This is a genomic window from Streptomyces sp. NPDC107765 (assembly GCF_055657085.1).
In genome coordinates, this window is sequence record NZ_JBVKBL010000016.1 from 153,260 (window position 1) to 179,556 (window position 26,297).

Sequence of the window (26,297 nt, forward strand, 5' to 3'; positions counted from 1 at the left end):
GGCCGGGCGCGCCTCGGCCGTCCCGGCGAGGGTCCGGCTCCTCCCCGCGAGGCCCCCTTTCCTTGATCGCACCGTCCGCGCACACTGGGCGTCCGGCCGGTCCCGGGAGCCCGGCCGGACGGACGAACCGGCACCCGGCAGACCGTGGAGACCGTATGGACAGACCGCTCGGCCCCCGGACGCGGTGGCTCGGCTCCGCCTGGGGCCGGGGAGCGACCGCCGCGCTCGCCGGGGCGCTGCCCGCGCTCGCCTTCCCCGCTCCGTCGTGGTGGTGGCTGGCGTACGTCGCGCTGGTGCCGTGGCTGCTGCTGGTGCGGACCGCGCCGACGCCCCGGCGGGCGGCACTCGACGGCTGGCTGGGCGGGACCGGTTTCATACTGGCGGTGCACCACTGGCTGCTGCCGAGCCTGCACGTCTTCATCCTCGTCCTCGCCCTGCTGCTCGGTGCGCTCTGGGCGCCCTGGGGGCTGCTGGTACGGGCCCTGCTGGGCGGCACGCCCGGCGCCGGAAGAGCGGCGGCCGCGCTGGTGCTGGTGCCGTCGGGCTGGCTGATGGTGGAACTCGTCCGTTCCTGGGAGTACTTGGGCGGCCCCTGGGGCCTGCTGGGCGCCAGCCAGTGGCAGGTCGCGCCGGCACTGCGGCTGGCGTCGATCGGCGGGGTCTGGCTGCTGAGCTTCCTGATCGTGGCGGTGAACACCACCCTGGCCGAACTGATCGCCCGCCGCGCCACCTGGCGGCCCGCGGTCGCCGGCCTGCTGGTGTGCGCACTGGCGGGCGGCGCCGCGTGGTTCCTGGCCCCGGCCCCCCGCCCGGCCGGCACGGTGCGGATCGCGGTCGTCCAGCCGGGCCCGGACGGTACCCCGACCCAGCGGCTGGCCCGCAGCGAGGCGCTCACCCGGTCGCTGGCCGGCCGTGGGGTGCGGCTGGTCGTCTGGGGCGAGAGCAGCATGTATCAGGACCCGGCGGACCGCCCGGCGCTCGCCGCCACGCTCGCCGCAGTGTCCCGGGAGACCGGCGCCGACCTGCTGGTCAACGCCGACTCGCGGCGCGCCGGGCGGCCGGGCATCTACAAGAGCGCGGTACTCATCGGCCCGCACGGCCCGACCGGCGACCGCTACGCCAAGAGACGGCTGGTCCCGTTCGGGGAGTACATACCGTTCCGGTCCGTACTGGGCTGGGCGACCAAGGTGGGCAAGGCGGCCACCACCGACCGGATACGCGGCACCCACCAGGTGGTGATGCCGGTCGCCACGGCCGGCGGGCTGCGGATCGGGCCGCTGGTGTGCTTCGAGACCGCCTTCCCCGACCTGAGCCGCGCCCTGGCGCGCGGCGGTGCGCAGGTGATCGTCGCCCAGTCCTCGACGTCCACCTTCCAGGACAGCTGGGCCCCGCTGCAGCACGCCTCCCTGGGCGCCCTGCGGGCCGCGGAAACCTGGCGGCCGATGGTGCACGCCACGCTCACCGGCGACAGCGCGGTGTACGGCCCCCGGGGCGAGCGGATCGGCAGCACGCTCGGCACCGACCGCAGCGCGGCCGCCGTCTACGACCTGCCGCTGGCCGCCGGCACCAGCCCGTACACCCGGTTCGGCGACTGGGTGCCGTACGGGGCGGTGGGCGCACTGGTGCTCGCCGGTGCGTACAGCGGCGGGCAAAGGCTCAAGCCCCGTCGGCCCGGCGAACGGACCGCCCGATCGCGCCGGGCCGACGGCCGGACAGCCCCCTCGGACCGGCTCAGCGAGCGGACTGCCCGACCGCGTCGGTGATGACGCGCTCGCACAGCTCATGGGTGCGCAGCGCGTCGCGGGCGGACGGCTGCCGGCCGGCCCGTACGTCGTCCAGGAACGCCAGGACGATCTGCTCGATACCGCGCTGGCGGGCGACCGGCACCCAGTCACCGCGCCGCCGGACCGTCGGCTGCCCCTTGTGGTCGATGACCTCGGCGAGGTTCACCACCTGCCGCCGGGTGTCCTGCCCGGAGACGTCGAGGACCTCCTCGGCGGAGCCGCTGAGGCGGTTCATGGTGCCGATGGCGGTGAACCCGTCGCCGGACAGCTGGAGCACCACGTGGTGCATGAGGCCGTCCCGGATCCTGGCCCGGACGTCGATGTGGTCCGGCTCGCCCGGCAGCAGGAACCGCAGGGTGTCGACGACGTGGATGAAGTCGTCCAGCACCAGCGTGCGCGGGTCCTCGGGCAGCCCGACCCGGTTCTTGTGCATCAGGATCAGGTCGCGGGCGTGCTCGCGGCACTGCGCGTAGGCCGGCGCGAACCGGCGGTTGAAACCGACGGTCAGGCCCACGCCCCGGTCCTCGGCCAGCGCCACGATCCGCCGCGACTCGTCGAGTTCGTAGGAGAGCGGCTTGTCGACGTAGGTCGGCACACCGGCCTCGATGAGCCGGGTGACCAGCTCCGGGTGGGCGGCGGTGGCCGCGTGCACGAACGCCGCGTCCAGGCCGACGGCGAGCAGCGAGTCCAGATCCGCGTGGAGCTGGTCACCGGTCAGCCGGTGGGCGGCACCGACCCGTTGGAGGGTCGCCGCGGTGCGGGTGTGCAGATGGAGTTCGGTCCCCGGCAGGGTGCCCAGTACGGGCAGGTACGCCTTCTGCGCTATGTCGCCGAGTCCGATGCAGCCGATCTTCACTCTTGCTCCTCGCGTCGTGCCGCGGTCCTGGTGCCCCGCGCCCCGGCAGCATACGTGCCGGCCGGCGGCCGCCAGTCGGCGATGCCGTCGAGGGCGCGCAGCGCGAGATCGGGGGCCAGACGGGCGGTGGCGGCCATCAGCCCGGCGCGCAGTGCACACGCGGGCCGGGACCGCCAGGTGCTGAGCCGGCCGATCCGCTCGGCACGGCGCACCACCTCCATGGTGCGCGGCAGCCGCTGCCGGGTGTACGCGGCCAGCGCGGCCCCCAGATCGGCGTCCGGCCCGGCCTCGTGCGCCAACACGACGGCGTCCTCGACGGCCTGGCACGCGCCCTGCCCCAGATTGGGCGTCATCGGATGGACGGCATCACCGAGCAGGGCGACCCGCCCGTGGTGGAAGGCGGGCGGCGGGGCCGCCGCGGTGTACACGTCGTTCCGCAGCACCTCGGCCGGGCCGACGGCGTCGAGCAGCGCCGGAACGGGCTGATGCCAGGCCCCGAACCGTCGCAGGAGTTCGGCCCGCTCGTCGTCGACGGCCCGGCCCCCCGCGGGCACGGCCGCGGTGGCGTACGCGTAGATCCGCCCACCGGCCAGCGGCACGGTGCCCCACAGGCTGCCGCGCCCCCACGTCTCGTTCGCCACCGGGCACACCCCCTCGGGCGCCGGGACGACGAACCGCCACGCGGTGAACCCGGCGTAACGGGGAGCGGGGTGACCGGGGAAGACGGCGCGGCGGACGGCGGAGTGGATGCCGTCGGCGGCGACTACCAGGTCTACGGAGAGGTGGGTGGGGGTGGTGGTGGAGGGGGTGGCGGTGGGAGTGGCGGTGGGGGTGTCGTCGTGGTGATGGCTGGCGTTGACGTGGGTCTTGTGCTTGTCGTTGGTGGCGCGGGGGCCGTCGGGGCCGGTGCGGTCGGGTATGGGCTGGTCGGTTATGGGCTGGTGGGGTATGGACTGGTGGGGTATGGGCTGGTCCGGTCCGGCCCGGTCAGGTACGGAGATGCGGACCCGGGCCGGGCGGCCGCCCGGGCGGGCGTCGCCCGGGTCGACGAGGGTGGCCGTGGCGCCTGTGCGGACCGCGCTCGCGGGGAGCCGGGCGGCCAGCAGGGCGACCAGTTCGGCGCGGTGCACGATCGCCACCGGCCCACCGAAGCGACGGACGGCGGCCGCGTTGTCCGTACGAGCCAGCCGACGTCCGCCGGGCAGCCGGAACTCGCCGGCCCCCTGCCAGTCGGCCATCGCCCGCACCGCGTCGCCCACCTCGATCGTGTCCAGCGCGCGCTGGGCGTTCGGCGCCAGTGCAATGCCCGCCCCGACCGGCTCCAGCGCGGCGGCCCGCTCGACGACGGTGACCGACCACCCGCGGCGCTCCAGGGCCACCGCGGCGGTGAGCCCCCCGATCCCACCACCGATCACCAACGCGGTGCGCTGCTGCTTCATGTCGTCTCCCCATCCGTTCGGAGCCCGTCCGAGGCCCGGACCACGCCAACCGGCCAGACGGCCCACCCCAAAAGGCCAACTACAAATGTAGTTGCCTGGGACAGGAGACTACACCCGTAGTCGAAGACGGTCACTACATCCGTAGTAGCCCCGCTAGGCTCCCTCCCATGACCGCTCGTGACCGCCACCGCCCGACTCCGACCGCCCCCACCCCAACCCGCTCGCCTGCGGCCTCCTCCCCCTCCCCTACCTCCTCCCCCGCCTCGGGGCGCCCCCAGCTGATCGCGGATGCGGCAATTCGCCTGCTCGCCGAACGCGGGATGCGGGGGCTGACCCATCGGGCCGTCGACGAGGCGGCCGGTCTGCCGCTGGGCTCGACCTCGAACCTCGCGCGGACCCGGGAGGCCCTGCTGGAGACGGCGGTGCGGCGGCTGGCCGAACGGGAGGCCGCGGTGCTCACCCCGGCGGAAATGCCGGAGGGCGCCGCGCAGACCCCCGGCCCCGAGACGGCGGCCGCCGGCACTCCGGCGGGGGGCACCAGCCAGGAGGCGGTCGCGGAGGCCCTCGCACTCGCACTGCACCGCTACCTCTCACGGCACCGGCAGCTGCTCCTCGCCCGCTACGAACTCGCTCTGGAGGCCACCCGCAGGCCCGCCCTGCGGGAGATCTACGACCGGGCGGGGCGAGCCTTCCGCGAGCCGATGGTGGCGATGCTGGCGGCGGCCGGCTCCACCGCGCCCGAACGGCATGCTCTCTCGATGGTGGCCTGGTGCGACGGCGTGCTGTTCTCCTGCACCGCAGGCCAGTTCCACACCACCACCCCCACCCACGCCGAGCTGCGCACCTCCTGCGCGGAACTCCTGACCGGCATGCTGCGCCACGAGGACGACGCAGGACGCCAGGACCACGTAGGACGCTAGGACGACGCAGGACGCCAGGACAACGTTGGACGCTAGGACGACGTAGGACGCTCGAGGTCCGGCGGACGCTAGCGCGCACGCGATCGGACGCTGCGGGGGGGCAGCGGACGCTAGTAGGGCGTACGGCCGGCGGCTCCGCCGAGCTGGAGCTCCAGGCGATCGATCGCGTCCCGCAGCCCCTGGCGGTATTCGCCGTCGGCGAGCGCGTTGACCGACGCCCGGGCCCGCAGCAGCTGGGCCCGGGCGTCTGCCGGCCGGTCGAGCGCCGCATAGTCGGCCGCGATGTTGAGATGCAACGAGGGGAAGAAGGCCCGCAGCGCGACGAGGGGGTGGTGACGGGGGCCGGGATCCTCCCCCGGCACGGCGGCCACGCCGGGCTCACCTGCGGCGAGGCCGGTGCCGTCGCGCCGCTCGGTGACGAAGCCCTCGGCCTCTTCCAGGGCCCGGAGGTCCCAGTCCAGTTCATCCTGCGGGTCGTCCTGGGTATCGGCCATGTAGTGCGCGAGGGCGCAACGGTGGAAGGCGTCGCCCTGCGGCCCGATCTCGTGCCACAGCGCGGAGAGGCGGTTACGCGCCTCTTCGCGATCGCCGGCCCGATGCAGCATGATCGCCTGGCCGATCCGGGTCAGTACCCCGTCCTCAGGCATCGCCTCCAGCTGCTGCTCCACCACCGTGCACTCCCCGTATCCACTCACCACCGCTGACGTTTCCTCGACGCTAACCGCCACCGGAGAGCTTCGCTCGGTGTGCGCGACGCGCCGGGTGGCGGCCGTACGGGCGGGCCACGGTCCGGCCGGGGTGGTGGCCGGACTGGCGCAGGCTACGGTCCGAGGCTCCGGCCGTGTGCAGCCCGCCCTATGCCGGTGGACCACCGCCCGGGCCGGTTGCTCAGCCCAGGTCCGGGATGCGCCAGTCGATCGGGGCGTGGCCGTGCGCGGCGATCGCGGTGTTGATCTGGGTGAACGGGCGGGAGCCGAAGAACTTCTTCGCCGACAGCGGGGAGGGGTGCGCGCCCTGCACCACGGCATGCCGGTCCTGGTCGATCAGCGGCAGCTTCTTCTTGGCGTAATTCCCCCACAGCACGAAGACCGCCGGATCGGGCCGGGCCGCCACCGCGCGGATCACCGCGTCGGTGACCTTCTCCCATCCCTTGCCCTTGTGCGAATTGGCCTCCGCCTCGCGGACCGTCAGGACGGCGTTCAGCAGCAGTACGCCCTGCTGGGCCCACGGCATCAGATAGCCGTTGTCCGGAATGGGGTGGCCCAGCTCCTCTTTCATCTCCTTGTAGATGTTCCGCAGCGACGGCGGCGTCTTGACCCCGGGCTGCACGGAGAAGCACAGGCCGTGGCCCTGGCCCGCGCCGTGATACGGGTCCTGGCCGAGGATGAGTACCTTCACCTGGTCGTAGGGCGTCGCCTCCAGCGCCGCGAAAACCTGCTCGCGGGGCGGATAGACCGGGCCCTGGGCCCGCTCCTGCTCGACGAAGTCGGTGAGCTCCTTGAAATAGGGCTTCGCCAACTCCTCGCCGAGTACCCCGCGCCAGGACTCGGGCAGCATGTCGGTCACCACGTCAACAACCTCCGGTGTGTGTTGCGTTCTCACTCACAAAACCTACCGGCGACCACTGACAACACCGCCCACGGGCCATTCCTTCCCGGGGAGGGTGAGGGGCTGGGGGCTGGGGGCGGCGGGCTGCGGGCAGGACGAGACAGGGCGGACCAGGCTCGGATACCCGTGCCGCAGGCCCCTGCGGCACGGCACCGGACACGAGCCTGCGCCGCGGAGGGTCGGGCCCACGGCACGAGGACGGGCCCACGCACGGGAACGGGCTCAGGCACGGGAACGGGCTCAGGCACGGGAACGGGCCAGGCATGGGGGCAGGCTCACGGCACGGCGACAGGCTCGGGCCCTCGCCCTGCTCCGCCGGAGCTCACCGTGCCTCACCTCGCCTCGCTGTGCCCCACCGCGCCCCGCCGGGGCCGGGCAACACCCGTAAAGCCGTAAAGCCCGTCACGCGCCTACCAGGCCCCACCACGCCCCGTCTGAGCCCCCCGCTCCGCCGGGCTCGGTGACATTGCCGCGGCCCTCACCACACCCTGCTCGAGCCCCAGCGCTCCGCAGGACTCGTGACCGTGCTGCGCCCTCACCACACCCGCTCGGGCCCCACGCTCCGCCAGGCCCAGCACGCCCGCCACGCCCTACCAGGCCCCGGCAGGGTCCACCACGCTTCGCCGAAGCCGAGCGCCCCTCCGCCAGATCCCGAGGCTTCACCACGCCCCTCCGGGGCCGGGGGCTCTCCGCCGCGCCGAGCCCGGCCCCCTCTCCCTGGCCGTGCCTCAGGGCCCGTCGGCCGGGCCCGAGCCTCTCTCGCACCGGAACCCGAAACCTTTCCCCACCAAGCCCCGGGCCTCCCCAGCCGAGTCCGAGCCTCCCACCGGGACCCCGGGTCTCCCCCACCGGACCCCGGGCCTCCCCCACCGGGTCCAGCAGCCACGCCCCACCATGCCCCGCTGGCTCCAGCAACCATGCCCCCGGGGTCCGCCGGGGCTCGCCGGGCCCGGCGGGACACCCGCCCCCTCCCCTCTCCCCCAATCCGCGGCTTCCCCCGCCCCCTCCCCCTCTCCCCCTTCGGGGGAGGGGGCGGGGGGTGGGTTCGGGGGTGGGGGGATGCGGTCGTGCACGGCACGACTCCCGACGGTCCGCTCACGCAAGTGGTGCCGGCCCCTTGGGGACCGGCACCACGGACTCTGCCTCTTGGAGCGCACACCACCACAAGCCGGCCAAGGCGCCCACCCGCGGAAGGCTCACCCACGCCGGCTCCCCCACGCAGGCTCACCCACGCGGGCTCACCGGCCGACTCACCGACGCGGGCCTCACCGACGCCGACTCACCCACGCGGGCTTCACCGACCCCAGCTCACCGACCCCGGCTCACCCACGCGAGCTCACCCAAGACCTACCGCCCCGGGCTCGCGCCGCTCGCGCGGCCGCTCACGCCCCCGCGTTGAGGAACAACCCGCCGTCCACGACCAGCGTCTGGCCGGTGATCCAGCCCGACGCGTCGGACAGCAGGAAGGCCGCCGCCCCGCCGATGTCCTCGGGGACGCCGAGCCGCGCCATCGGGTAGGCGGCCGCCGCCTCCTCCTCGCGGTCCTCGTAGAGCGCGGCCGCGAACTTGGTCTTGATCACGGCCGGCGCGATGGAGTTGACCCGCACCAACGGCGCGAACTCATGGGCCAGTTGCTGCGTCAGGTTGATCATCGCGGCCTTGCTGATGCCGTACGCGCCGATGAACGGCGAGGCGCTGAGCCCGGCGATCGACGCGATGTTGACGATCGCACCGCCGTTCTCCTTCTGCCACGCGTGCCAAGTGCGCTGCGCGAGGCCGAGCGCCGAGATGACGTTGGTCTCGAACACCTTGCGGGCGACACCGAGGTCGAGGTCGGCGATGGGCCCGAACACCGGGTTCGTACCGGCGTTGTTGACGAGGTAGTCGACCCGGCCGAAGGTCTCCATCGCACGCTCGACGGCGACGGCCTGGTGGGCCTCGTCGTGCGCCTTCCCCGCGACGCCGAGCACCCGTTCCGCGCCCAGCTTCTCGACGGCCTCCTTGAGGGCGTCCTCGTTGCGCCCGGTGATGACGACCCGGTCACCGCGGGCGACCAGCGCCTCCGCGATGCCGTAGCCGATCCCGCGGCTGGCGCCGGTCACCAGCGCCACCTTGCCGGAGGGCTCCGGGAGCCCGCTTGCCTGCTCGGTCATGTCCTGTCCTCCTGTGGTCGGTGGGCGGTCAGTTGAGCGGGCCGCCGGCGACGTACAGGACCTGGCCGGAAACGAACCCCGCCGCTTCGCCGGTGAAGAAGGCGATCGCGTTGGCGATGTCCTCGGGCCGGCCGACGCGCTGGACCGGAATCTGGGTGGCGGCCGCGGCCTGGAAGTCCTCGAAGCCCATGCCCACGCGCTCGGCGGTGGCGGCGGTCATGTCGGTGACGATGAAGCCGGGGGCGACGGCGTTGGCGGTCACGCCGAACTTGCCGAGCTCGATGGCGAGGGTCTTGGTGAAGCCCTGCAGACCGGCCTTGGCGGCCGAGTAGTTGACCTGTCCGCGGTTGCCCAGCGCCGAACTGGAGGAGAGGTTCACGATCCGGCCGAACTTGGCGTCCACCATGTGCTTCTGGCAGGCGCGGGACATCAGGAACGCGCCCCGGAGGTGCACGTTCATGACCGTGTCCCAGTCGGTCTCGCTCATCTTGAACAGCAGGTTGTCGCGCAGCACACCGGCGTTGTTGACGAGGACGGTCGGCGCGCCGAGCTCGGAGGCGACCCGGGTCACCGCCGCCTCGACCTGCTCGGCGTCCGAGACGTCACAGCCGATCGCGACGGCCTTGCCGCCGGCCGCGGTGATCTTCTCGACGGTGTCCTTGCAGGCCGCCTCGTCGAGGTCGAGGACGGCGACGGCGCGGCCCTCGGCGGCCAGGCGTACGGCGGTGGCCGCGCCGATACCGCGGGCCGCGCCCGTCACGATGGCGACGCGCTGCTCGGTGGTGGACATGCGGGTTCTCCTCACCTCGAAACCTCGACAAGCGGTCCGCCGCACCGGTCCCGTGGGTGGGTGAGCAACCGCTTAGTAGCCTGAGCAGGGCTGACGCTAGAAGCCCGGCCACCCGCTGTCAACGCCCCACCACCGCGCCGTTGCCGAGCTCACCTGCACCGCCCCGGCGGAGGAGCGGAAACCGGACGGACGCACGAAAACGGATGAAAGGGACGCCCGGCCCGGGAGGCGGGCCGGGCGCCCCTTGGGGACGCATCCGGGTACGGCGGAATCCAGGTGCCTACAGGTGCCTACGGAGTCCAGTTGGAGGGCCGGGCGTATGGGAGGGCCCGGAGCACGGGAGGGCCCGGGGTCAGCGGAACCGGCTCAGCGGACCAGCAGGTCCAGCAGCCGCTCCACCTCGGTGGCGGGATCGGCGGTCAGCCCGGTGTGCACCGGGCCGGGCTGGACGATGGTGCTGCGCGGGGCGATCAGCCAGCGGAACCGGCGCCCCGCGTCGTCCGCCGCGGCCTGTCCGGCCCGTTCGCCGCCCGCGCAGATCCCTTCCACGGCGCCGAGCGCGGCGCGCACCCCCTCGACGTCGACCGTCGGGTCCAGCGCCAGCAGCCGGGCCTCGTCCAGATGGGTGCGGGCCTCGACGAAGCGCCGGGCCCGGCAGTACACCACCACACCGGCATTGATCATCTCGCCGCGCTCCACCCGGGGCACGACCTTCAGCAGGGCGTACTCGAAAACGTCGCGTCCGTTGTGCAGACCGGTCACTTCACTGCCCTCCGAGGCAACTTTCCGGCCAGCCATGCCGGCGCCTGCGAGGGCTTGTCCTTGGTGGGCTCCCCGACGGTGATCCGCTCACTGATCGTACGGGCCCGCGCCAGCAGCGTCGTCACATACGCCTGGCGCAGGACGTCCGGGGAGTCGAATCCGGGCTCGTCGACGAGCCATTCGTCCGGCACGTCCGCCGTGATCTCGGTCAGCAGTTCCTCGGTGATCCGCGGCGCGAATTCCTCGGCCGCCGCCGTGAGGTCCGGACCGAACGTGGCGAGCACGTGGTCGGAGGCGTTGTACGGCCGACTCGCGGCCTTTTCGGCGGTCGGCCAGTTGTGGTGCCAGATCATCGCGGCGCCGTGGTCGATCAGCCACAGCTCGCCGTGCCAGACCAGGAGGTTGGGATTGCGCCAGGACCGGTCGACATTGTTGATCAGCGCGTCGAACCAGATCACCCGGCCCGCCTCCCGCGCGCTCACCTCGAACGCGAGCGGATCGAATCCCAGCGATCCGGGGAGGTAGTCCATGCCGAGATTGAGCCCGCCGCTGGCCTTCAGCAGTTCCTGGACCTCCTGGTCGGGCTCGCTGAGGCCGATGACGGGGTCGAGCTGCATGCGGACCAGATCCGGCACCCGCAGCCCGAGCCGGCGGCCCAACTGCCCGCAGATCACCTCGGCGACGAGGGTTTTGCGTCCCTGCCCGGCACCGGTGAACTTCATGATATAAGTTCCGAGATCGTCGGCCTCGACGATTCCCGGGAGCGATCCGCCCTCACGCAACGGCGTGACATAGCGGGTCGCCATGACTTCGGTCAACATCCCCACAGGCTACGGCAGCGTTCCGTCACCCGTTATTCGTTTTCCGCCCGGTCCGGTACCGGTGCTTCGTGCTGCCCGGATTCCGGCAGAAAGCCCCGGAGAAAGCCCTCCGCGCGAGCGCCCCGGCGGAATGCCCGTGGAACGCCTTGGGGAATGCCTTGTGGCACGCCTTGTGGAACGCCCCCTCGGCACCCCCGGGATGAGAGTGCAGCACACACTGGAGGACAGCATCGTGAACGACCGTCCCATGGACGACAGCACCTCGGAACACAGCACCGCCGGCCCCGCACCCCTCACCGACCCCGCACATCCCGTCAACTCCACTGCGTTTCCAGGCCAGTTCGCCCGCACCCGCCGCTTCTCCCTCGGGGTGCCCCGGCATTTCACCGTCTCCCCGGACGGCCGCCGGGTGCTCTTCGTCCGTACCGGTTCGGGCACCGACCCCGTGGGCCTGCTGTGGCAGTACGAGGACGGTGAGGAACGGGTGCTGGCCGACCCGGCGCTCCTCGTGGGGGACGCGGCCGAAGCGCTCCCCGAGGAGGAGCGGCTGCGCCGGGAGCGCGCCCGTGAGAGGTCGGCCGGGGTGGTCTCCTACGCGGCCGACGTCGCCGCGCGGCTGGTGGCGTTCGCGCTGTCCGGTGCGCTGTGGGCGGTGCGGACGGACGGGGGCGCGCCGTTCCCCGTCCCGGCGGCGGGTCCGGTGGTGGACCCCCGCCCTTCACCCGACGGGCGGTCCATCGCCTATGTGAGCGGCCGCTCCCTCCACGTCGTCACCCTGGGCGGGGAGGACCGGCAGCTGGCCCGTGCGGAGGGCCCCGACGTCTCCTACGGGCTCGCCGAATACGTGGCGGCCGAATCCATGGGCCGGCTGCGCGGGTACTGGTGGGCCCCGGACAGTCGCCGCCTCCTGGTGGCACGGGTCGACACCAGCCGGGTGGCGCGGCGTTACCTCGCCGACCCCGCGGATCCGGCCAGGCCGCCGCGGGCGATCCGGTACCCGTCCGCCGGCACCGCCAACGCGGACGTCACGGTCCACCTCGTCGCGCTGGACGGCAGCCGCCTGGAGGTCACCTGGGACCGCACGGCGTACGAGTACCTCACCGAGGCCGGCTGGGACGCGCACGGCCCGTTCCTGGCCGTGCAGAGCCGTGATCAGCGCACGGTCCGGCTGCTCGCGGTCGATCCGGTGACCGGGGCCACCGAGGTGCGGCACGAGCGGACCGATCCGGCCTGGGTGGAGCTCATACCGGGCACTCCGGCCCGTACCGCCTCGGGCGCGCTGGTGGTCCCCGAGGACGACGGCGACACCCGCTATCTGGCCGTCGGGGGCCGGCGGGTCACCCCGGAGGGACTGCAACTCCGCGCCGTATTGGCGGTCGAGGGGGAACGGGTGCTGTTCACGGCGAGCGAGGACCCGCTGGAGACCCATGTCTGGAGCCATGAGCCGGGCCGCGGCAACCGACTGCTGAGCCGGGGGCCGGGCCGCTTCACGGGCACGGGGCGGGGCGGCACCGTGGTTGTCGAGGGGCAGACCCCGCACGGCAACGAGGTGCGCGTGATCTGCGACGGCCGACCCGCGGCGGGCATCACCTCGCTCGCCGAGACCCCGGCGGTCACCCCCCGGCCGGTCTTTCTCACCCTGGGAGAACGGGAGTTGCGCGCCGCCCTCCACCTGCCGTCGTGGCACCGGGAGGGCTCGGCCCGGCTGCCGGTGCTGCTCGATCCGTACGGCGGGCCGGGGCTCCAGGTGGTGGGACGGGGCCGGGGGTGGTTCACCTGTGTGTCGCAGTGGTTCGCCGAGCAGGGTTTCGCCGTCTTGGTGGCCGACGGGCGGGGCACGCCGGGCCGGGGGCCGGCGTGGGAGAAGGCGGTGCACGGCGACCAGCTCGGGCCGGCGCTGGAGGACCAGGTGGACGCGGTACGGGCGGCCGCGGCGCGGTATCCGGACCTGGACCTGTCGCGGGTGGCGATCCGCGGCTGGTCGTTCGGCGGGTTCCTGGCGGCCGCCGCGGTGCTGCACCGCCCCGATGTGTTCCACGCGGCGGTGGCCGGAGCTCCGCCCACCGACCAGCGGCTGTACGACACCCACTGGAAGGAGCGGTTCCTGGGCCACCCGGAGGAGCGTCCGGACGCCTATGTGCGCTCCTCCCTGGCCGGGCACGGCCATCTGCTGGCCCGTCCGCTGCTGCTCGTCCACGGGCTCGCGGACGACAACGTGGCGGCCGCGCACACCCTGCGCTTCTCGGCGGAGCTGCTCGCGGCGGGCCGGCCGCACAGCGTGCTGCCGCTGCCGGGGGCCACCCACATACCGGCCGACGACATGGTCAACGAGCAGCTGCTGCACTTCCAGCGGGACTTCCTGCGCGACGCGCTTGCGGCCGTCGGAGTGTGACGCGCCGACAAGAACCTGCCCGGCTTTGAACGCGGCCGCCGAGGTCTCCGTATGGAGCTTGTGCAACGTCCATGGACCAGATCGCGCACCGAAGGCACCACCAGGAACCGGAGGCAGACCATGGCACGACAGGCAGCAACGGGGCGGACGGAGACAGCGGCGACGGGGACGGAGGAAACGGTTCCGGCACGGCCGTGCTGCGGAACGACCCGGCGCACCGTGGTTGCGGCGGTCGGCGCGGCCGGCCTGACGGCGGCGCTCGCGGCCTGCGGCAGCGATATGGCCGACTCGGGCGGCGACGGCTCCAAGGCGGTGGACGGCAACGGCGCCACGGGGGCGGGCGGTTCCGAGGCCGGCGCTGGCGCCGGTCCGGCCGGCAAGGAGCTCGCCAAGGCGGCGGAGATCCCCCAGGGCGGCGGCAAGATTTTCAAGGCGGAGAAGGTCGTGGTCACCCAGCCGCAGAGCGGCGAGATCAAGGCGTTCTCCGCGGTCTGCCCGCATGCGGGGTGCGTCGTCAACGAGGTCTCCGGCGGCACCATCAACTGCCCGTGCCACGGCAGCAAGTTCGACATCACCGATGGCAGCGTGAAGCACGGCCCCGCCACCAAGGGCCTGCCCCCGGCCAAGGTGAACGTCAAGGGCGGTACGGTCACGCTCGCCTGAGGCACGTCAACGGGCCGCCGAAGGGCGCGCCGCCGCTTGTGACGTGCGTCGGCCGGCCCGTCCGTCGGTCCGGCCCGTCAGCGGGCGCGGCGCGGTCGCCGCCAGCTGGTCAGCACGCCCTCCGTAGTGGTGACGGTGGCGACCAGGGCGAGCGTGTTGCGGATCATCGCCGGGGTGTAGTCGGCAGGCACCCCGGCGATGGCGTCCGCGGGCACCACTGCCGTGTAGCCGAGGTTGACCGCGTCGAACACCGTATTGGGGATCGCCACGTTCGCCGACACCCCGGTGACCACGAGCGTCCGGCAGCCGAGGTTGCGCAGCAGCGCGTCCACCTCGGTGCCGGCGACCGGCGACAGGCCGTGCAGCCTGCGCACCACGAGGTCCTTCTCGCCGACCGGTACGGGTTCGGCGATGCGTACCGCGGTGGACCCGGCGAGCTGCTGGACGGGCAGCTTCTCCGCGGCTCTGAAGAGGCGCGCGTTACGGCTGGCGCCGCGCCCGTCGGGGCGCCGCTCGGCCACCGCGTGCATCACCTGGACACCCGCCTCGTGCGCGGCCGCCACCAGGCGGGCGATGTTCGCCAGCGCCCCTGAAGTGCGGGCGGCGTCGGCGAGTTCGGGCAGCGCGCTCTCCGGGCCGACCACGCCCCGCTGGCACTCGACGGTGAGCAGCACCGTCGAGGCCGGGTCGAGTTGCTCGCCGAGCCGTACGGCGTCCGAGGGCATGGCAGGTCCTCCAGGTTCCGGTGGTGCGTTCCTGACGGCGTACTCCCCGGGCGGGCACCCCTCGCTGCCGGGGCTCTTCGAGGCGGGCGAGGGTACCGGGCATTGCATCCGCCAGGAAGAGCGTCGATGATTTCTGACGCCCAGTCAGCTCGTCCCGGGCGGGCAGGTCCCGTCAGGGCAGTCGCAGCGGAGGCGATGACGGATGACCGACACACAGCGGCGCGGACGCCGGATCATGATGACGCCGGGCGAACTCGACGCGTTCCTCGCGGAGCAGCGCACCTGCCGGGTCGCGACGGTCGGCGAGGACGGTGCGCCGCACGTCGGGGCGCTGTGGTTCGCCTGGGACGGTGCCGCACTGTGGCTCTATTCGATCACCCGCAGCCGGCGATGGACCCAGGTCCGCAAGGACCCGCGGATCGCGGTGGTGGTCGACGACGGGCACGCGTACGGCGAACTGCGCGGCGTGGAGCTGTCGGGCCGCGCGGAGTGCGTCGGGGAGGCCCCACGAACCGGTGAGCACTGTGCCGAACTGGACCCTCCGGAGCGGCTGTTCGCCGGGAAGTACTTCGGGATGACCACGATGCCCCACGACGGCCGGCACGCCTGGCTGCGGCTGACACCGGATTCCGTGGTGTCGTGGGACTTCCGCAAGATCCCGGGCTGAGCGCCGGCCACGGCGAGGCAGCAGGGCGTGGTCACCGGCGGTGATCACCAGATCTCATCGCGTTGTCAGTGGCGTCTGCGAGAGTGGTCCCGTCAGCCCGTTCCGCGCCCGCGCAGGGTGCGGAGGCGGGACGGCCCGGTCGGGCGCGGCCGGGTGCCGACGAGACGAAGGAGATCCGGTGAACGTGCTCTTCCCCGCACTGCGCGAGGGATCGCCCGCCCCCGCGCTGCGCTTCGGCGACCGCGCGCTGAGCCATCGCGAGCTCGCGTCGGTGGCGGGCGCGCTGGCCGAGCGGATCGCCGGTGAGACCCGCATCGCGGTCTGGGCGACGCCGACGCTCGAAACCTCCGTGGGGGTGGTGGCCGCGCTGCTCGCCGGCGTGGCCGCCGTACCGGTGAATCCGAAGATCGGTGAGAGCGAGCTGGCGCACATCGTCGGCGACAGCACCCCCTCGCTGGTGCTGGCCGGGGCGGACGACGAGTTGCCGGGCCCGCTCGCCGCACTGCCCCGTATCGACGTCGACGCCACCGAGCCACCCGAGGAGCCCGCACCCGCGCTGCCGCAGGAACCGGCCGGCGAGACACCGGCGCTGATCGTCTACACCTCCGGGACGACCGGCCCACCCAAGGGCGTGGTGCTCCCCCGCCGCGCCCTCGCCCACACCCTCGACGCCCTCCGGGACGCCTGGCAGTGGACCGCCGACGACGTCCTGGTGCACGCCCTGCCGCTGTTCCACGTGCACGGCCTGATCCTCGGCATCCTCGGACCGCTGCGCCGCGGCGGCAGCGTCCACCACCTGGGGCGCTTCAGTACGGAAGCGGTCGCCCGGGAGCTGTCCGGGGAGGGCACGATGCTCTTCGGCGTCCCGACGATGTACCACCGCCTGGCCGTGGAGGCGGGCCGGGATCCGGCGCTGGCGAAGGCGCTGGCGCGGGCCCGGCTGCTGGTCTCCGGTTCGGCGGCGCTGCCGCTGACCGATCACGAGCGGATCGCGGCGGCCTCCGGGCGGCGGGTGATCGAGCGGTACGGCATGACCGAAACGCTGATGAACACCAGCGTGCGGGCCGACGGCCCGGAGGCCACCGGCACGGTCGGGGTACCGCTGCCGGGGGTGTACGTCCGCCTGGTCGATGACGCCGGCCAGGCCATCGAGGGCGGGGACGGCGAGACGGTCGGGGAGATCCAGGTCCGCGGCCCGAACCTCTTCGTCGAGTACCTCAACCGCCCCGACGCCACCGCGGCCGCCTTCGACGGCGGCTGGTTCCGCACCGGCGACATGGCGGTCCGGGACGCCGCCGGCAACTACCGCATCGTCGGCCGCCGGGCCACCGATCTGATCAAGAGCGGTGGCTACAAAATCGGCGCGGGCGAGATCGAGAACGCGCTGCTGGCACACCCCGGCGTCGCCGAGGCGGCCGTCACCGGCGCCCCGGACGAGGACCTCGGTGAGCGGATCGTCGCCTGGGTCGTGGCCGAGCGCGGCCCGGAGGCCGCGCCGCCGCCGTCCGCAGAGGAGCTCGCCGACCATGTCGCCCGCCAGCTCGCGCCGCACAAACGGCCGCGCACCGTGCACTTCCTGGACGCCCTGCCGCGCAACGACATGGGCAAGATCCTGAAGCGAGAGCTCCATGAGTGACGGCGGGGGCGGCGGGGGCGACCCGATCGGCGCGGGTGCGGGCACAGCAGGAGCGGGTACGGGCGGCGGCGCGGCGAAGCCGTGTGCGCGCCTGACAGCTCGTCAGGCACTGGCGGCGGTCGCGGACACGTACACCGAGTTGCCGGCGCCGTCGGCCACGGCGACGCCGGGCCCGGACGGGCCGCTCGGCTGGCCCGGTTACGACGCCGCCCGGGCCCGTGCACGTACGGCGACCGGCGAGGACGAGTCGGTGGTCACGGCCGTGGCCGACCTCGCCGGAGCCCAAGCGGTCGTGCTCGCCTTCGAGTTCCGCTATCTCGGCGGCTCGCTGGGCGAGCGCACCGGCGACCGTATAGAGGCGGCATACGCCGAGGCCCGGGAGCGGCGGCTGCCGGTCGTCTCGCTGATCGCCACCGGCGGCAGCCGGATGCAGGAGGGCATGCGCGCCCTGAGCCAACTGCAGCGGGTGGCCCGGCAGTCGGCGCTGCACCAGGCCGCCGGACTGGCGCAGCTCGCCGTGGTCCGCGATCCGACCACCGGCGGCGGCTGGGCCACGCTCGGGGCGGCCGCCGATGTGATCCTCGCGCTGCCCGGGGCGCAGATCGGTTTCGCCGGCTCGCGGGTGCGCCCGCGGGACGCCGACCCGTCCGCGTACTCCGCCGAGGGGCAGTTCGCCGCCGGGCAGGTCGACGCGGTCGTCCCGCCCGACCGGCTGCGGGCCACGCTGCGGCGGTGGCTGCGACTGCTCGCTCCCGCGGGCCGCCCGGCCGGCGCCGAGGCCACGCCCGCACCCCCGCCGGCCGCGCTCGGGGCTTCGGGACTGCCGGAGACCGGCTGGGATGCGGTGGTGCGCGCCCGTGCGTCCGGGCGGCCGCGCGCCGAGGCGTATCTGCGGGCGTATTTCGACGACCGGGAGGAGCTCAGCGGCGACCGCTGCGGCGGCACCGACCCCGGTATACGGTGCGGCTTCGGCCGTCGTGAGGGCCGGACGATCGCCTTCGTGGCCCAGTGCGGCACGGCCACCCGCCCGGCCGGCTTCCGCACCGCGGCCCGGCTGGTCCGGCTCGCCGACCGGCTCGGCATACCCGTGCTCACGTTGGTGGACACTCCCGGCGCCGCGAACGACGCGGTGGCCGAGCGGGCCGGTGCCGGAGCCGCGATCGCCGACGCCTTCGCGGCGCTGGCCACCGCCGAGGTGCCGGTGACGTCCCTGCTGATCGGCGAGGGCGGTTCGGGGGGCGCGCTGGCCCTCGCCGCCCCGGGCCGGCTCTGGGCCACGCCGGACAGCTACTTCTCGGTGATCGCCCCGGAACTGGCCGCCGCCATCCTCAAACGCGACGAGGGGCAGGTGCACGACACCGCCGACCAACTCCGCATCCGCCCCCAGGACTTGCTGGACCTGGGCATCATCCGCGGGATCGTGCCGACGACCGGGCACGGGGCGACGGACCGGGACGGGGTGGCGGACCGGGACGGGGTGGCGGACCGGGACGGGGTGGCGGACCGGGACGGCTGAGACCGCCGAAAGCCCCGTTCAGCGCCGAAGGCCCCGTTCAGCCGGCCTCGACCTGTTCCGCGGCCGTCCGCAGCGCGCCCACCGCGGCCCGGATCGAGGGCCTGCGGTCCGCGTCCGCGCGCCAGATGGCGTACACATGGCGGCGCATCGTGTGGCGTACGGGCACCACGCTCACCCCCTCGGGCACCGGTCCGCGGCCGAGGCGGGGCGCCACCGCGACACCCAGCCCGGCCGCGATCAGGGCGAGCTGGGTGCCGTGCTCCTCCGCCATATGGGCGATGCGTGGTTCGATGCCCTTGCTGCGCAGCGTGAACATCAGCCATTCGTTGCAGAACTCCCCCTGCGGCCAGGAGATCCACTCGTCCTCCGCGAACTCCTCCAGCTCCACGGAGCTCCGCCGGGCCAGCGGATGCGTGGCCGGCATCGCCACATCGGCCGGGTCGTCCAGCAGCGGCGATTTCGCCAGCCCGTCGGGGAGGGACAGCGGGCGGTTGTACCAGTCCAGGACCACGGCCAGATCGATGTCACCGCGCACCACCCCGCGCACCGACTCGTCCGGCTCCATCTCGGTCAGATGCGCGCGCAGCTGAGGATGCGCGGCGCGCAGCCCGGCGAGCGCGGCCGGGAAGAGCCCGCGCGCCGCGGTGGGGAAGGCGCCCATCCGCAGCTCGCCGACCGCCTGGCCGCGGTGCGCCTCCAGCTCGGCCTGGGCGAGTTCGACCTGGGAGAGGATGCGCACCGCGTGATCGGCGAGCAGCCGTCCGGCGTCGGTCAGCCGCACCCCGCGCCCGTTCTTCGCCAGCAGCTGCTGCCCGGTTTCCCGTTCCAGCTTGGCGATCTGCTGGGAGACGGCCGAGGTGGTCACATGCAGCCCGTCGGCCGCCGCACTGACCGATCCATGGCGGGCGACCGCGCTCAGCGTCCGTAGGCGATCAAGGTTCAACATATAAGCAATGCTACGCGATACCTCCCACAAAAACTCGCTTGTGCTACTAAGTTGCATCGGCCATCTTAGGTGCCATGACCAGCGCCACCAGCACTTCCGTCGCCTCCGTCAGCCCCGACACGGCCACGGACTCCACCGCCCCCACGCCCCAGCGGCCCATCGCCGCACCCCGGCCGCGCGCCCGCGGCTGGCAGGTCCGGTTCGCGATCCTCGCGCTCATCTGGGGCTTCAGCTTCCTCTTCATCAAGGTGGGCACCCAGGGCTTCGCGCCCTTGCAGGTCACGCTCGGCCGGGTGGCGTTCGGCGCGCTGGTGCTGCTGACCATCCTCGTGATCAAGCGCGAGCGGCTGCCGCGCTCCGCCCGCACCTGGGGGCATCTCGCGGTAGCCGCGTTCTTCCTCAACGTGCTGCCGTTCTCCCTCTTCGCCTACTCCGAACTGACCATCCCCTCCACCCTGGCCGGCATCTGCAACGCCACCTCGCCGCTGTGGGGCATGGCGCTGTCGGTCGTGGCGCTCTCCGAGGACCGCCCGACCCGGCGGCGGGTCGCCGGTCTCGGCATCGGCTTCCTGGGCGTACTGACCGTGCTCGGCGCCTGGCAGGGCTTCGCCGGCACGGATCTGGCCGGCACCGCGATGGCGCTCGGTGCCTCGCTCAGCTACCCCATCGGCTGGATCTACGTCCGCCGCACCCTGGCCGGCGCCGCGCACTCCCACCTGTCGATGTCCAGCACCCAGCTGCTGCTGGCCACCGCCCAACTCGCCGTCATCACCCCGCTGTTCACCACCGCACCGGCCGGCTACCCGATCCTCCCGCTGCTCGCGGTCTTCGCACTCGGCGCGCTGGGCACCGGCTTCGCCTTCCTCCTCCAGTACGGCCTGGTCGCCGAGATCGGCCCCACCACGGCACAGATGGTCACCTACTTCATCCCCGTGATCGCCACCGCCGCCGGGGTCGCCCTCCTGAACGAGCGGCTCAGCTGGAACACCCCGGTCGGCGCCCTGATCGTCCTGGCCGGCGCGGCCCTCACCCAGGGCAAGCCCCGCACGCCGACGGCCCGCCGCTCCACCCCCACCGACTGAACCACTGGCCCGTTACCCCTCTCCGGAGGGCCGACGGGCCAGCTGCCTGCGGCAGTTAGCACGCCGCGCCCAGCTGAGGGGTGAAGGAATGCACCCCTGGACCCCCGGACCCCCGGACCCCTGGGCCCCTGGGCGGGAGCGCGAACGGGGGCGTCGCGGACGGGGCGAACGGGACGTCTGGGCTGGTGTGGCCGCCCTGCTCAAACGGCCCACGGCACGGCCGCCGGAGGGGGAGGTCGCGAGGGCGCGGGGATACCCGCCGTCCTCCCGAGGGAAGAAGATCCCGTCGTCCTCCCGGGGAAGAGGTACCACCCCCTCCGGCCGCCCGCTCCGGCGACCACTCCGGCCGCGCTCGCCGTGGACCGCCGCCGGCGGTGGCTGGTAGGAACGCGGAACCGCGGCTTCGGACACGGCAGCACCGTCGGCCCTCCCCGCGCACCTCCGTGCCTGCCCGTGCACGTCCCCGCCTGCCGGTTCCGGGGCGCCCGGGCCGCCCCGAGCGCCGCACCGTTCAGGTCACCTGCTGGCGGCGGGCCGGCCCCGTACCGCAGCCGGCCGCCCGGGCGCAGAACGCGGCGTTCCGCCAACTCCGGTGCGCTACGGCCGAGTTCCGGTCCATCGACCTCCACCGAGCGGCTCCTCCACCGAACGGCTCCTCTCCCGCAGCACCCTCCCTACTCATGTCGTCACTCGTATCGTCGTGGCTCACCCGCCCCCGTGGCCGCGGCGACCGCGTCGGCGATCGGTTCGATGTCGCCGTGGGACAGCCGGGAAACGGTGATGCGGATTCCCGGTGGGGAGTGCAGCCGGAAGCGCGCACCGGGGGCGACCGCCCAGCCGGAATGCAGTAGCCGGGCCACCACTCCGGTCTCGTCCGGGACCGGCACCCAGACGTTCATCCCGCTACGTCCTCGCGCCGGCACCCCGCGCTCGGCCAGCGCCCGTATCAGCGGGTCCCGGCGCCGGCCGTACGCGCCGGCCACGGTCGTGGGATCGACCGCGGACGTCTGCCACAACCGCATGACCGTGTCCTGGAGCAGATGGCTGACCCAGCCGGGGCCCAGCGCCTGCCGTCCGCGCACACGGTCGACGGTCACCGCGTCGCCGGTGAGCACCGCCAGGCGCAGATCGGGGCCGTATGCCTTGGCCGTCGAACGGACCAGCGCCCAGTGGTCGGTGACACCGGAGAGCGGATGGAGCGGGAGATCGACGATGCCGTGGCCGTGGTCGTCCTCGATGAGGAGCACGCCGGGGTGGTCGGCGAGGAGCGCGCGAAGCTCAGCGGCGCGGGCGGCCGTCACGGCGGCACCGGTGGGGTTCTGCGCCCGGTCCGTGATGACGACCGCACGGGCACCTTCCTCCAGCGCCTGCGCCAGCCGGGCGGGCAGCGGCCCTTCGTCGTCCACGCCCACCGGCGCGGGACGCAGGCCGAGCGCCGGGACGAGATCCAGCAGACTGCCCCACCCGGGATCTTCCACGGCCACGCGGTCGCCGGGCCTCAGATGAACGGCGAGCACCCGCTCTATGGCATCGAGTGAGCCACTGGTGACGGTGATCGGGCCCTCCGCCACGCCGTCCTCGGCGAAGGCCGAGCGGGCCAGCGCGGCCAGCTCCTCGTCGACGGCCGGGGTGCCGTAGAGCACCGGCCGCCGGGAACTGCGCGCCGCGGCGGCGGCCAGCGCCCGTTCGAGCGGGGGCAGCAGGGACGGGTCGGGGTTGCCGTCGGAGGTGTCGCGGACCCCCGGGGGCACCTCCACCCGCAACGCCTCGCGGGGCGTACTCGCGGGACGCGGGCGCACCCGGCTGCCGCGGCGACCCGCGGTTTCGATCACTCCCCGGTCGCGGAGCGTGCGGTACGCGGCCGCGACCGTATTCGGATTGACCTCTAGATAGACGGCCAACTCTCTGAGCGGGGGCAGGACTTCGCCTGGTTGGAGCTCGCCCGCACCGATGGCTCGCTCGACGCTGGCGGCAATGTCCGATGCGCGCCGCCCTTCGATCCGATACTCTCCTAGCACAAACTCGATTATGCACTAGTGCAATGGAGCTGGCAATGGCCTCTGCCGAGTCGTACGCGCCGAGCGACCTCACGACCCCGACCCGCGCCCGCGAGCGCGCCGCCTATGACCACGAGACGGTGCACGCCATCCTCGACGAGGGCTACGTCTGCCACCTGGGCTTCGTCCGCGACGGTTCCCCGGTCGTCCTGCCGACGCTCTACGGCCGGGTCGGTGACCGCCTCTACCTGCACGGTTCGACCGGCTCCCGGCCCCTGCGGATGGCCGGCGGGACCGCGGACCCGGGCCTTGAGGTCTGCGTCACCGTCACTCATGTCGACGGCCTGGTGCTGGCCAGGTCCGCCTTCCACCACTCCATCAACTACCGCTCGGTCGTGGTGCACGGCACCGCGTACCAGGTGACCGACGCGGAGGAGAAGACGGCCGCCCTGGACGCGCTGGTCGACCACGTCCTGCCCGGGCGCGCCGCGGACTCCCGCCCCGGCAACGCCAAGGAGCTGGCCGCCACCGCCGTGATCCGCCTGGACCTGCGCGACGTCTCCGCCAAGATCCGCACCGGCGGCCCCAACGACGAGCCGGAGGACCTCGCGCTGCCGTATTGGAGCGGTGTCCTTCCCGTGGCTCCGGTGTACGGCGCCCCGATACCGTCCGACGACCTCGCGCCCGGCATCCCGGAGCCGGCGTACCTCACCGCCCGTTGAGGAGCACCCGTGCTGATACACCCCTGGGATGCCCCCACCGATGATGCAGAGTGGCAACGCTGGCTCGCCGCACACGACTTCGGCCAGCTGGCCGCCAACGGACGACCCGGCGAACCGCCGCTGGTACAGCCCCTGCACTTCGCCTACGACCCGGACCGCGGCGAGGCGGTGACACATCTGGCACGCCCGAATCCCCTCTGGGAGGCACTGGCGGACCGTTCGCAGGTACTGCTGAGCGTGGTGGACGACTACACCTTCATCCCCGGCCCCTGGCAGGCCGAGGAGGGCAAGCCGCCCGAGCACGGCGTCCCCACGAGCTTCTACGCCGCGGTCCAGCTGAGCTGCACGGCCCATGTCGTGGACGATCCGGAGGCGAAGGCGGCGCTGCTGCAACGGCAGATGGGTCACTTCCAGCCCGAGGGCGGCTCGGCCCCGGTCACCGCCGGTGAGGCACCGTACGGGCGGCTGCTCTCCGGCATCCGCGGCCTGCGGCTCGAAGTGCACGACATCCGCGCCAAGTTCAAATACGGAGGCAAGCGGAGCGAGACCGTCCAGCATCGCATCTCGGGACGCCTCGCCGAACGGAACGGCCCCGGCGACGCAGCCGCCCGCGCCCACCAGCAGCGACGCCTGACGGCGGCCGGTGCGGTCCCGAGGACACCCGCTCCCTGACCGGGAGTTCCCGCAGATGGAGGGAGCCCGGCCGATGCCTCCGGCCGGGCTCCTCCTAGGCGGGGGAAAGTACAGTCGCGAACATGGTCGCTGCCCTATGCGGCGGGCGATCCCGGCGGCAGGCCGTCCGCGGAACCCGCCGGTGCCGCTGCCCCGGCCGCGGCCGCGTCACCCCCGTACAAGGTGGCATCGGCGCGAGCTTCCGTGCCCTTCTCCCCCCTCGCCATGGTCTCCCCCCTCGCCGTGGTCTCCGCCGGGTCGGTGGCCGCCACTGGGCCCGCTCCCGCCACGACCAACGACTCGGTCGTCTGCGGCTTGGCCAACTGCGCGATGAAGGCGCCGATCAGGACGACGACCCCGCCCAGGATCTGCGGGGCGGAGAGATGTTCCCCGAGCAGCACCCAGGCCAGTACGGTCGCGATGACCGCCTCCAGACAGGCGACGACCCCGGCCACCTGGGGCGAGAGTCGGCGGATCGACACCACTCCGGTCAGATAGGCCGCCACGGTGGCGACCAGCACGATCCAGGCGAGCAGCAAGGCGGCGGGCACCTGGGTGCCGTTCATGTCCGCACCGCCGCCGAGGACCATCCAGTCGAGTTCCCAGGGGCGCGCGATCGCGGTGAGGACGACGGCGCCGATCAGCAGACCGTAGGCGATCACGCCGAGCGGGTCCGCCGTGTCCTCGCCGTCGCTGCCGTGGTCGGAGAGCACGAAGTAGCCCACCTGGCAGCAGGCCGCCCCCAGCGCGAGCGCCAGGCCGAGCGCGTCGACGCTCAGCCCGGACCAGATCTCGACGACACAGGCGAGACCGCCGACGGCGAGCACCACACCGAGCGCCGCGGCACGGGTCACCGGCCGCTTCTGCACGAAACGGACCCAGCCGAGGACGAGCGCCGGCGCCAGGTATTCGATCAGCAGGGCCACGCCCACGGGGATGCGGGAGAGCGCGGCGAAGTAACACGCCTGCACACCGGCGACGGCAAGCAGCCCGAAGCCCACCAGCAGGGCGGGCCGGCGGCGCGGCAGATCGCGGTGGCGCCAGGCCACCGGCAGCATGACCAGCGCCGCGCCGGCGACCCGGAGCCAGGTGACGTGCAGCGGTTCGAGACCGGCCGTGATCAGGGGTTTGGCGGCCACGCCCGAACCGCCGAAGGCGAGCGCCGACAGCAGGGCGATGCCGACGCCGGCACCACGGCCCCGCGGCGCGCCGCCCCGGCTGCCGTCGAGCGCGGACGATCGCTGGTCCGGCCAGGATCCTGCAGTTCCCTGACCCGGGCCGGCCGCTCGACCTGCCGGGCTCCCTGATGACGCGTGCATCGGGTCATCATGACAGCCGCCGTCAGCAGCGCAACCCCCGTGACCCCTGTCAGTCCTGGCCGGGGCGGTCCCCGTCCAGACGGGCGGCGAGCCGGGCGGTGTCGACGGAGGCCCGGCGCAATACTTCAACGGCTCGCGATTCGGGATCGTCGACGAGAGCGGCGAGCAGATCGAGGCAGCCGGCGCGGGTGTCGTAGCGGGCATGCGCCCGGTCGAGGGCGCCATCCATGGCGGCCGCCGCGGCCGGTGACCATCCGGGGACACCGCCTTCGGTGACCACCGGAACGGCGCCCGAGTCCTCGACCGTGCCGAGCCACTGGAGTCCGTAGCCGATGCTGCGCTGGACGAGATAGCCGAGCAGCCGCGCCACCTGCGGTCCGCCGTCGAAGGCCGCGCGTACGGCGGGGTCCGACTCCAGGAGACCGTGCAGCAGATGCGCGGTGTCAACCTGCCGATCACCATCCCGGGTGGCCCGCCTGCGGGCCGCGGAGACCACCGACGCGAGCTCGACGGTGAGCCTGCTGTCGAGGTCCTCCCGGACGGAGTCGTCGGCTCCGCTATACGCAGTACGGTTTTGCACAACCCCACCCCACCACCCCCTCAACGCCCGGGCATCCCCGCCGGGAAGCATTTGCGCATCCCACGCTGGTTGGGGATACCGCCCCGGCGTCTCCTCCTCAGGGAGGAGATAGGGCGGAGAGGATACGCAGATTTCGTGGAGGTCGGACATCCGGGACCGACACCTTCCCCTCCCACGAACACCCCCGCAGCAGTACGCTCTGCCACCCCGTACGGTTCGCCACCTCACCAAAACTGACGAGTCATCA

At 73.4% G+C, this 26,297-nt stretch carries 23 protein-coding genes; 10 read left to right on the forward strand and 13 right to left on the reverse strand.

Annotated features, from left to right (window positions below):
• The first annotated feature begins 155 nt into the window (after nt 1–155).
• Complete coding sequence (gene lnt / locus ACZ7MX_RS32050; RefSeq protein ID WP_472137175.1) at nt 156–1,763, forward strand: apolipoprotein N-acyltransferase; 1,608 nt, start codon at nt 156–158, stop codon at nt 1,761–1,763.
• On the opposite strand, the gene ACZ7MX_RS32055 is transcribed toward lnt, so the two are convergent.
• Both ACZ7MX_RS32055 and ACZ7MX_RS32060 read right to left on the reverse strand, forming a co-directional pair.
• Nucleotides 1,732–2,640 (reverse strand): Gfo/Idh/MocA family protein, encoded by a 909-nt coding sequence (locus ACZ7MX_RS32055; protein WP_472137177.1) that lies wholly within the window; start codon nt 2,638–2,640, stop codon nt 1,732–1,734. The genes lnt and ACZ7MX_RS32055 overlap by 32 nt on opposite strands.
• On the reverse strand, nt 2,637–4,079 hold the full coding sequence (locus ACZ7MX_RS32060; protein WP_472137179.1) for an FAD-dependent monooxygenase: 1,443 nt from the start codon (nt 4,077–4,079) through the stop codon (nt 2,637–2,639). The genes ACZ7MX_RS32055 and ACZ7MX_RS32060 overlap by 4 nt, the downstream gene beginning before the upstream one ends.
• Nucleotides 4,080–4,246: 167 nt before the next feature.
• On the opposite strand from ACZ7MX_RS32060, the gene ACZ7MX_RS32065 reads away from it, so the two are divergent.
• Complete coding sequence (locus tag ACZ7MX_RS32065) at nt 4,247–4,999, forward strand: TetR/AcrR family transcriptional regulator (protein ID WP_472137181.1); 753 nt, start codon at nt 4,247–4,249, stop codon at nt 4,997–4,999.
• A gap of 110 nt (nt 5,000–5,109) precedes the next feature.
• On the opposite strand, the gene ACZ7MX_RS32070 is transcribed toward ACZ7MX_RS32065, so the two are convergent.
• The 6 genes from ACZ7MX_RS32070 to ACZ7MX_RS32095 form a co-directional block, all read right to left on the reverse strand.
• Nucleotides 5,110–5,646, reverse strand: a complete 537-nt coding sequence (locus tag ACZ7MX_RS32070) for a hypothetical protein (protein WP_472137252.1) — start codon at nt 5,644–5,646, stop codon at nt 5,110–5,112.
• A gap of 241 nt (nt 5,647–5,887) precedes the next feature.
• Nucleotides 5,888–6,556, reverse strand: a complete 669-nt coding sequence (locus tag ACZ7MX_RS32075) for a uracil-DNA glycosylase (protein WP_472137254.1) — start codon at nt 6,554–6,556, stop codon at nt 5,888–5,890.
• A gap of 1,433 nt (nt 6,557–7,989) precedes the next feature.
• Nucleotides 7,990–8,760, reverse strand: a complete 771-nt coding sequence (locus tag ACZ7MX_RS32080) for an SDR family oxidoreductase (RefSeq protein ID WP_472137183.1) — start codon at nt 8,758–8,760, stop codon at nt 7,990–7,992.
• A 28-nt stretch (nt 8,761–8,788) separates the two neighbouring features.
• Complete coding sequence (gene fabG, locus ACZ7MX_RS32085; protein WP_362142830.1) at nt 8,789–9,550, reverse strand: 3-oxoacyl-ACP reductase FabG; 762 nt, start codon at nt 9,548–9,550, stop codon at nt 8,789–8,791.
• A 366-nt stretch (nt 9,551–9,916) separates the two neighbouring features.
• The gene (locus tag ACZ7MX_RS32090) at nt 9,917–10,312 is read right to left on the reverse strand and encodes a DUF3037 domain-containing protein (RefSeq protein WP_472137185.1); all 396 of its coding nucleotides are present in this window, start codon (nt 10,310–10,312) and stop codon (nt 9,917–9,919) included.
• A complete protein-coding gene (locus tag ACZ7MX_RS32095) occupies nt 10,309–11,133 on the reverse strand; it encodes a HipA family kinase (RefSeq protein WP_472137187.1) in 825 nt (274 codons plus the stop codon). The genes ACZ7MX_RS32090 and ACZ7MX_RS32095 overlap by 4 nt, the downstream gene beginning before the upstream one ends.
• 247 nt (nt 11,134–11,380) lie before the next feature.
• Here ACZ7MX_RS32095 and ACZ7MX_RS32100 point away from each other — a divergent pair, with 247 nt between their 5' ends.
• Both ACZ7MX_RS32100 and ACZ7MX_RS32105 read left to right on the forward strand, forming a co-directional pair.
• A complete protein-coding gene (locus tag ACZ7MX_RS32100) occupies nt 11,381–13,525 on the forward strand; it encodes a S9 family peptidase (RefSeq protein ID WP_472137255.1) in 2,145 nt (714 codons plus the stop codon).
• A 120-nt stretch (nt 13,526–13,645) separates the two neighbouring features.
• The gene (locus ACZ7MX_RS32105; protein ID WP_472137189.1) at nt 13,646–14,188 is read left to right on the forward strand and encodes a Rieske (2Fe-2S) protein; all 543 of its coding nucleotides are present in this window, start codon (nt 13,646–13,648) and stop codon (nt 14,186–14,188) included.
• A 77-nt stretch (nt 14,189–14,265) separates the two neighbouring features.
• On the opposite strand, the gene ACZ7MX_RS32110 is transcribed toward ACZ7MX_RS32105, so the two are convergent.
• A complete protein-coding gene (locus ACZ7MX_RS32110; RefSeq protein ID WP_472137191.1) occupies nt 14,266–14,913 on the reverse strand; it encodes a cysteine hydrolase family protein in 648 nt (215 codons plus the stop codon).
• 202 nt (nt 14,914–15,115) lie between these two features.
• On the opposite strand from ACZ7MX_RS32110, the gene ACZ7MX_RS32115 reads away from it, so the two are divergent.
• The 3 genes from ACZ7MX_RS32115 (at nt 15,116) to ACZ7MX_RS32125 (ending at nt 18,732) form a co-directional block, all read left to right on the forward strand.
• Nucleotides 15,116–15,580 carry a pyridoxamine 5'-phosphate oxidase family protein gene (locus ACZ7MX_RS32115; protein ID WP_472137193.1) on the forward strand — a complete coding sequence of 155 codons (465 nt, stop codon included), beginning with the start codon at nt 15,116–15,118 and terminating at the stop codon, nt 15,578–15,580.
• Between the two features lie 178 nt (nt 15,581–15,758).
• Nucleotides 15,759–17,216 carry an acyl-CoA synthetase gene (locus ACZ7MX_RS32120; RefSeq protein WP_472137195.1) on the forward strand — a complete coding sequence of 486 codons (1,458 nt, stop codon included), beginning with the start codon at nt 15,759–15,761 and terminating at the stop codon, nt 17,214–17,216.
• Nucleotides 17,209–18,732: a carboxyl transferase domain-containing protein gene (locus ACZ7MX_RS32125; RefSeq protein WP_472137197.1), complete on the forward strand. Its 1,524-nt coding sequence runs from the start codon at nt 17,209–17,211 to the stop codon at nt 18,730–18,732. The genes ACZ7MX_RS32120 and ACZ7MX_RS32125 overlap by 8 nt, the downstream gene beginning before the upstream one ends.
• 37 nt (nt 18,733–18,769) lie before the next feature.
• On the opposite strand, the gene ACZ7MX_RS32130 is transcribed toward ACZ7MX_RS32125, so the two are convergent.
• Nucleotides 18,770–19,678 (reverse strand): LysR family transcriptional regulator, encoded by a 909-nt coding sequence (locus ACZ7MX_RS32130; RefSeq protein WP_472137199.1) that lies wholly within the window; start codon nt 19,676–19,678, stop codon nt 18,770–18,772.
• A 74-nt stretch (nt 19,679–19,752) separates the two neighbouring features.
• Here ACZ7MX_RS32130 and ACZ7MX_RS32135 point away from each other — a divergent pair, with 74 nt between their 5' ends.
• Nucleotides 19,753–20,760 carry a DMT family transporter gene (locus ACZ7MX_RS32135; protein ID WP_472137201.1) on the forward strand — a complete coding sequence of 336 codons (1,008 nt, stop codon included), beginning with the start codon at nt 19,753–19,755 and terminating at the stop codon, nt 20,758–20,760.
• Between the two features lie 686 nt (nt 20,761–21,446).
• Here ACZ7MX_RS32135 and ACZ7MX_RS32140 read toward each other — a convergent pair.
• Nucleotides 21,447–22,778, reverse strand: coding sequence for an aminotransferase class I/II-fold pyridoxal phosphate-dependent enzyme (locus tag ACZ7MX_RS32140; protein WP_472137203.1), 1,332 nt, complete (start codon nt 22,776–22,778; stop codon nt 21,447–21,449).
• Nucleotides 22,779–22,813: 35 nt separating this feature from the next.
• Between ACZ7MX_RS32140 and ACZ7MX_RS32145 the strand changes: the two genes are divergently transcribed.
• On the forward strand, nt 22,814–23,479 hold the full coding sequence (locus tag ACZ7MX_RS32145; protein ID WP_472137204.1) for a pyridoxamine 5'-phosphate oxidase family protein: 666 nt from the start codon (nt 22,814–22,816) through the stop codon (nt 23,477–23,479).
• A gap of 9 nt (nt 23,480–23,488) precedes the next feature.
• Nucleotides 23,489–24,151, forward strand: coding sequence for an FMN-binding negative transcriptional regulator (locus tag ACZ7MX_RS32150; RefSeq protein WP_472137205.1), 663 nt, complete (start codon nt 23,489–23,491; stop codon nt 24,149–24,151).
• Nucleotides 24,152–24,246: 95 nt separating this feature from the next.
• On the opposite strand, the gene ACZ7MX_RS32155 is transcribed toward ACZ7MX_RS32150, so the two are convergent.
• Together ACZ7MX_RS32155 and ACZ7MX_RS32160 are read right to left on the reverse strand one after the other, a co-directional pair.
• The gene (locus ACZ7MX_RS32155) at nt 24,247–25,470 is read right to left on the reverse strand and encodes an EamA family transporter (RefSeq protein WP_472137206.1); all 1,224 of its coding nucleotides are present in this window, start codon (nt 25,468–25,470) and stop codon (nt 24,247–24,249) included.
• Between the two features lie 49 nt (nt 25,471–25,519).
• Nucleotides 25,520–26,050 (reverse strand): peptidase, encoded by a 531-nt coding sequence (locus tag ACZ7MX_RS32160; protein WP_472137207.1) that lies wholly within the window; start codon nt 26,048–26,050, stop codon nt 25,520–25,522.
• Nucleotides 26,051–26,297: the final 247 nt, after the last annotated feature.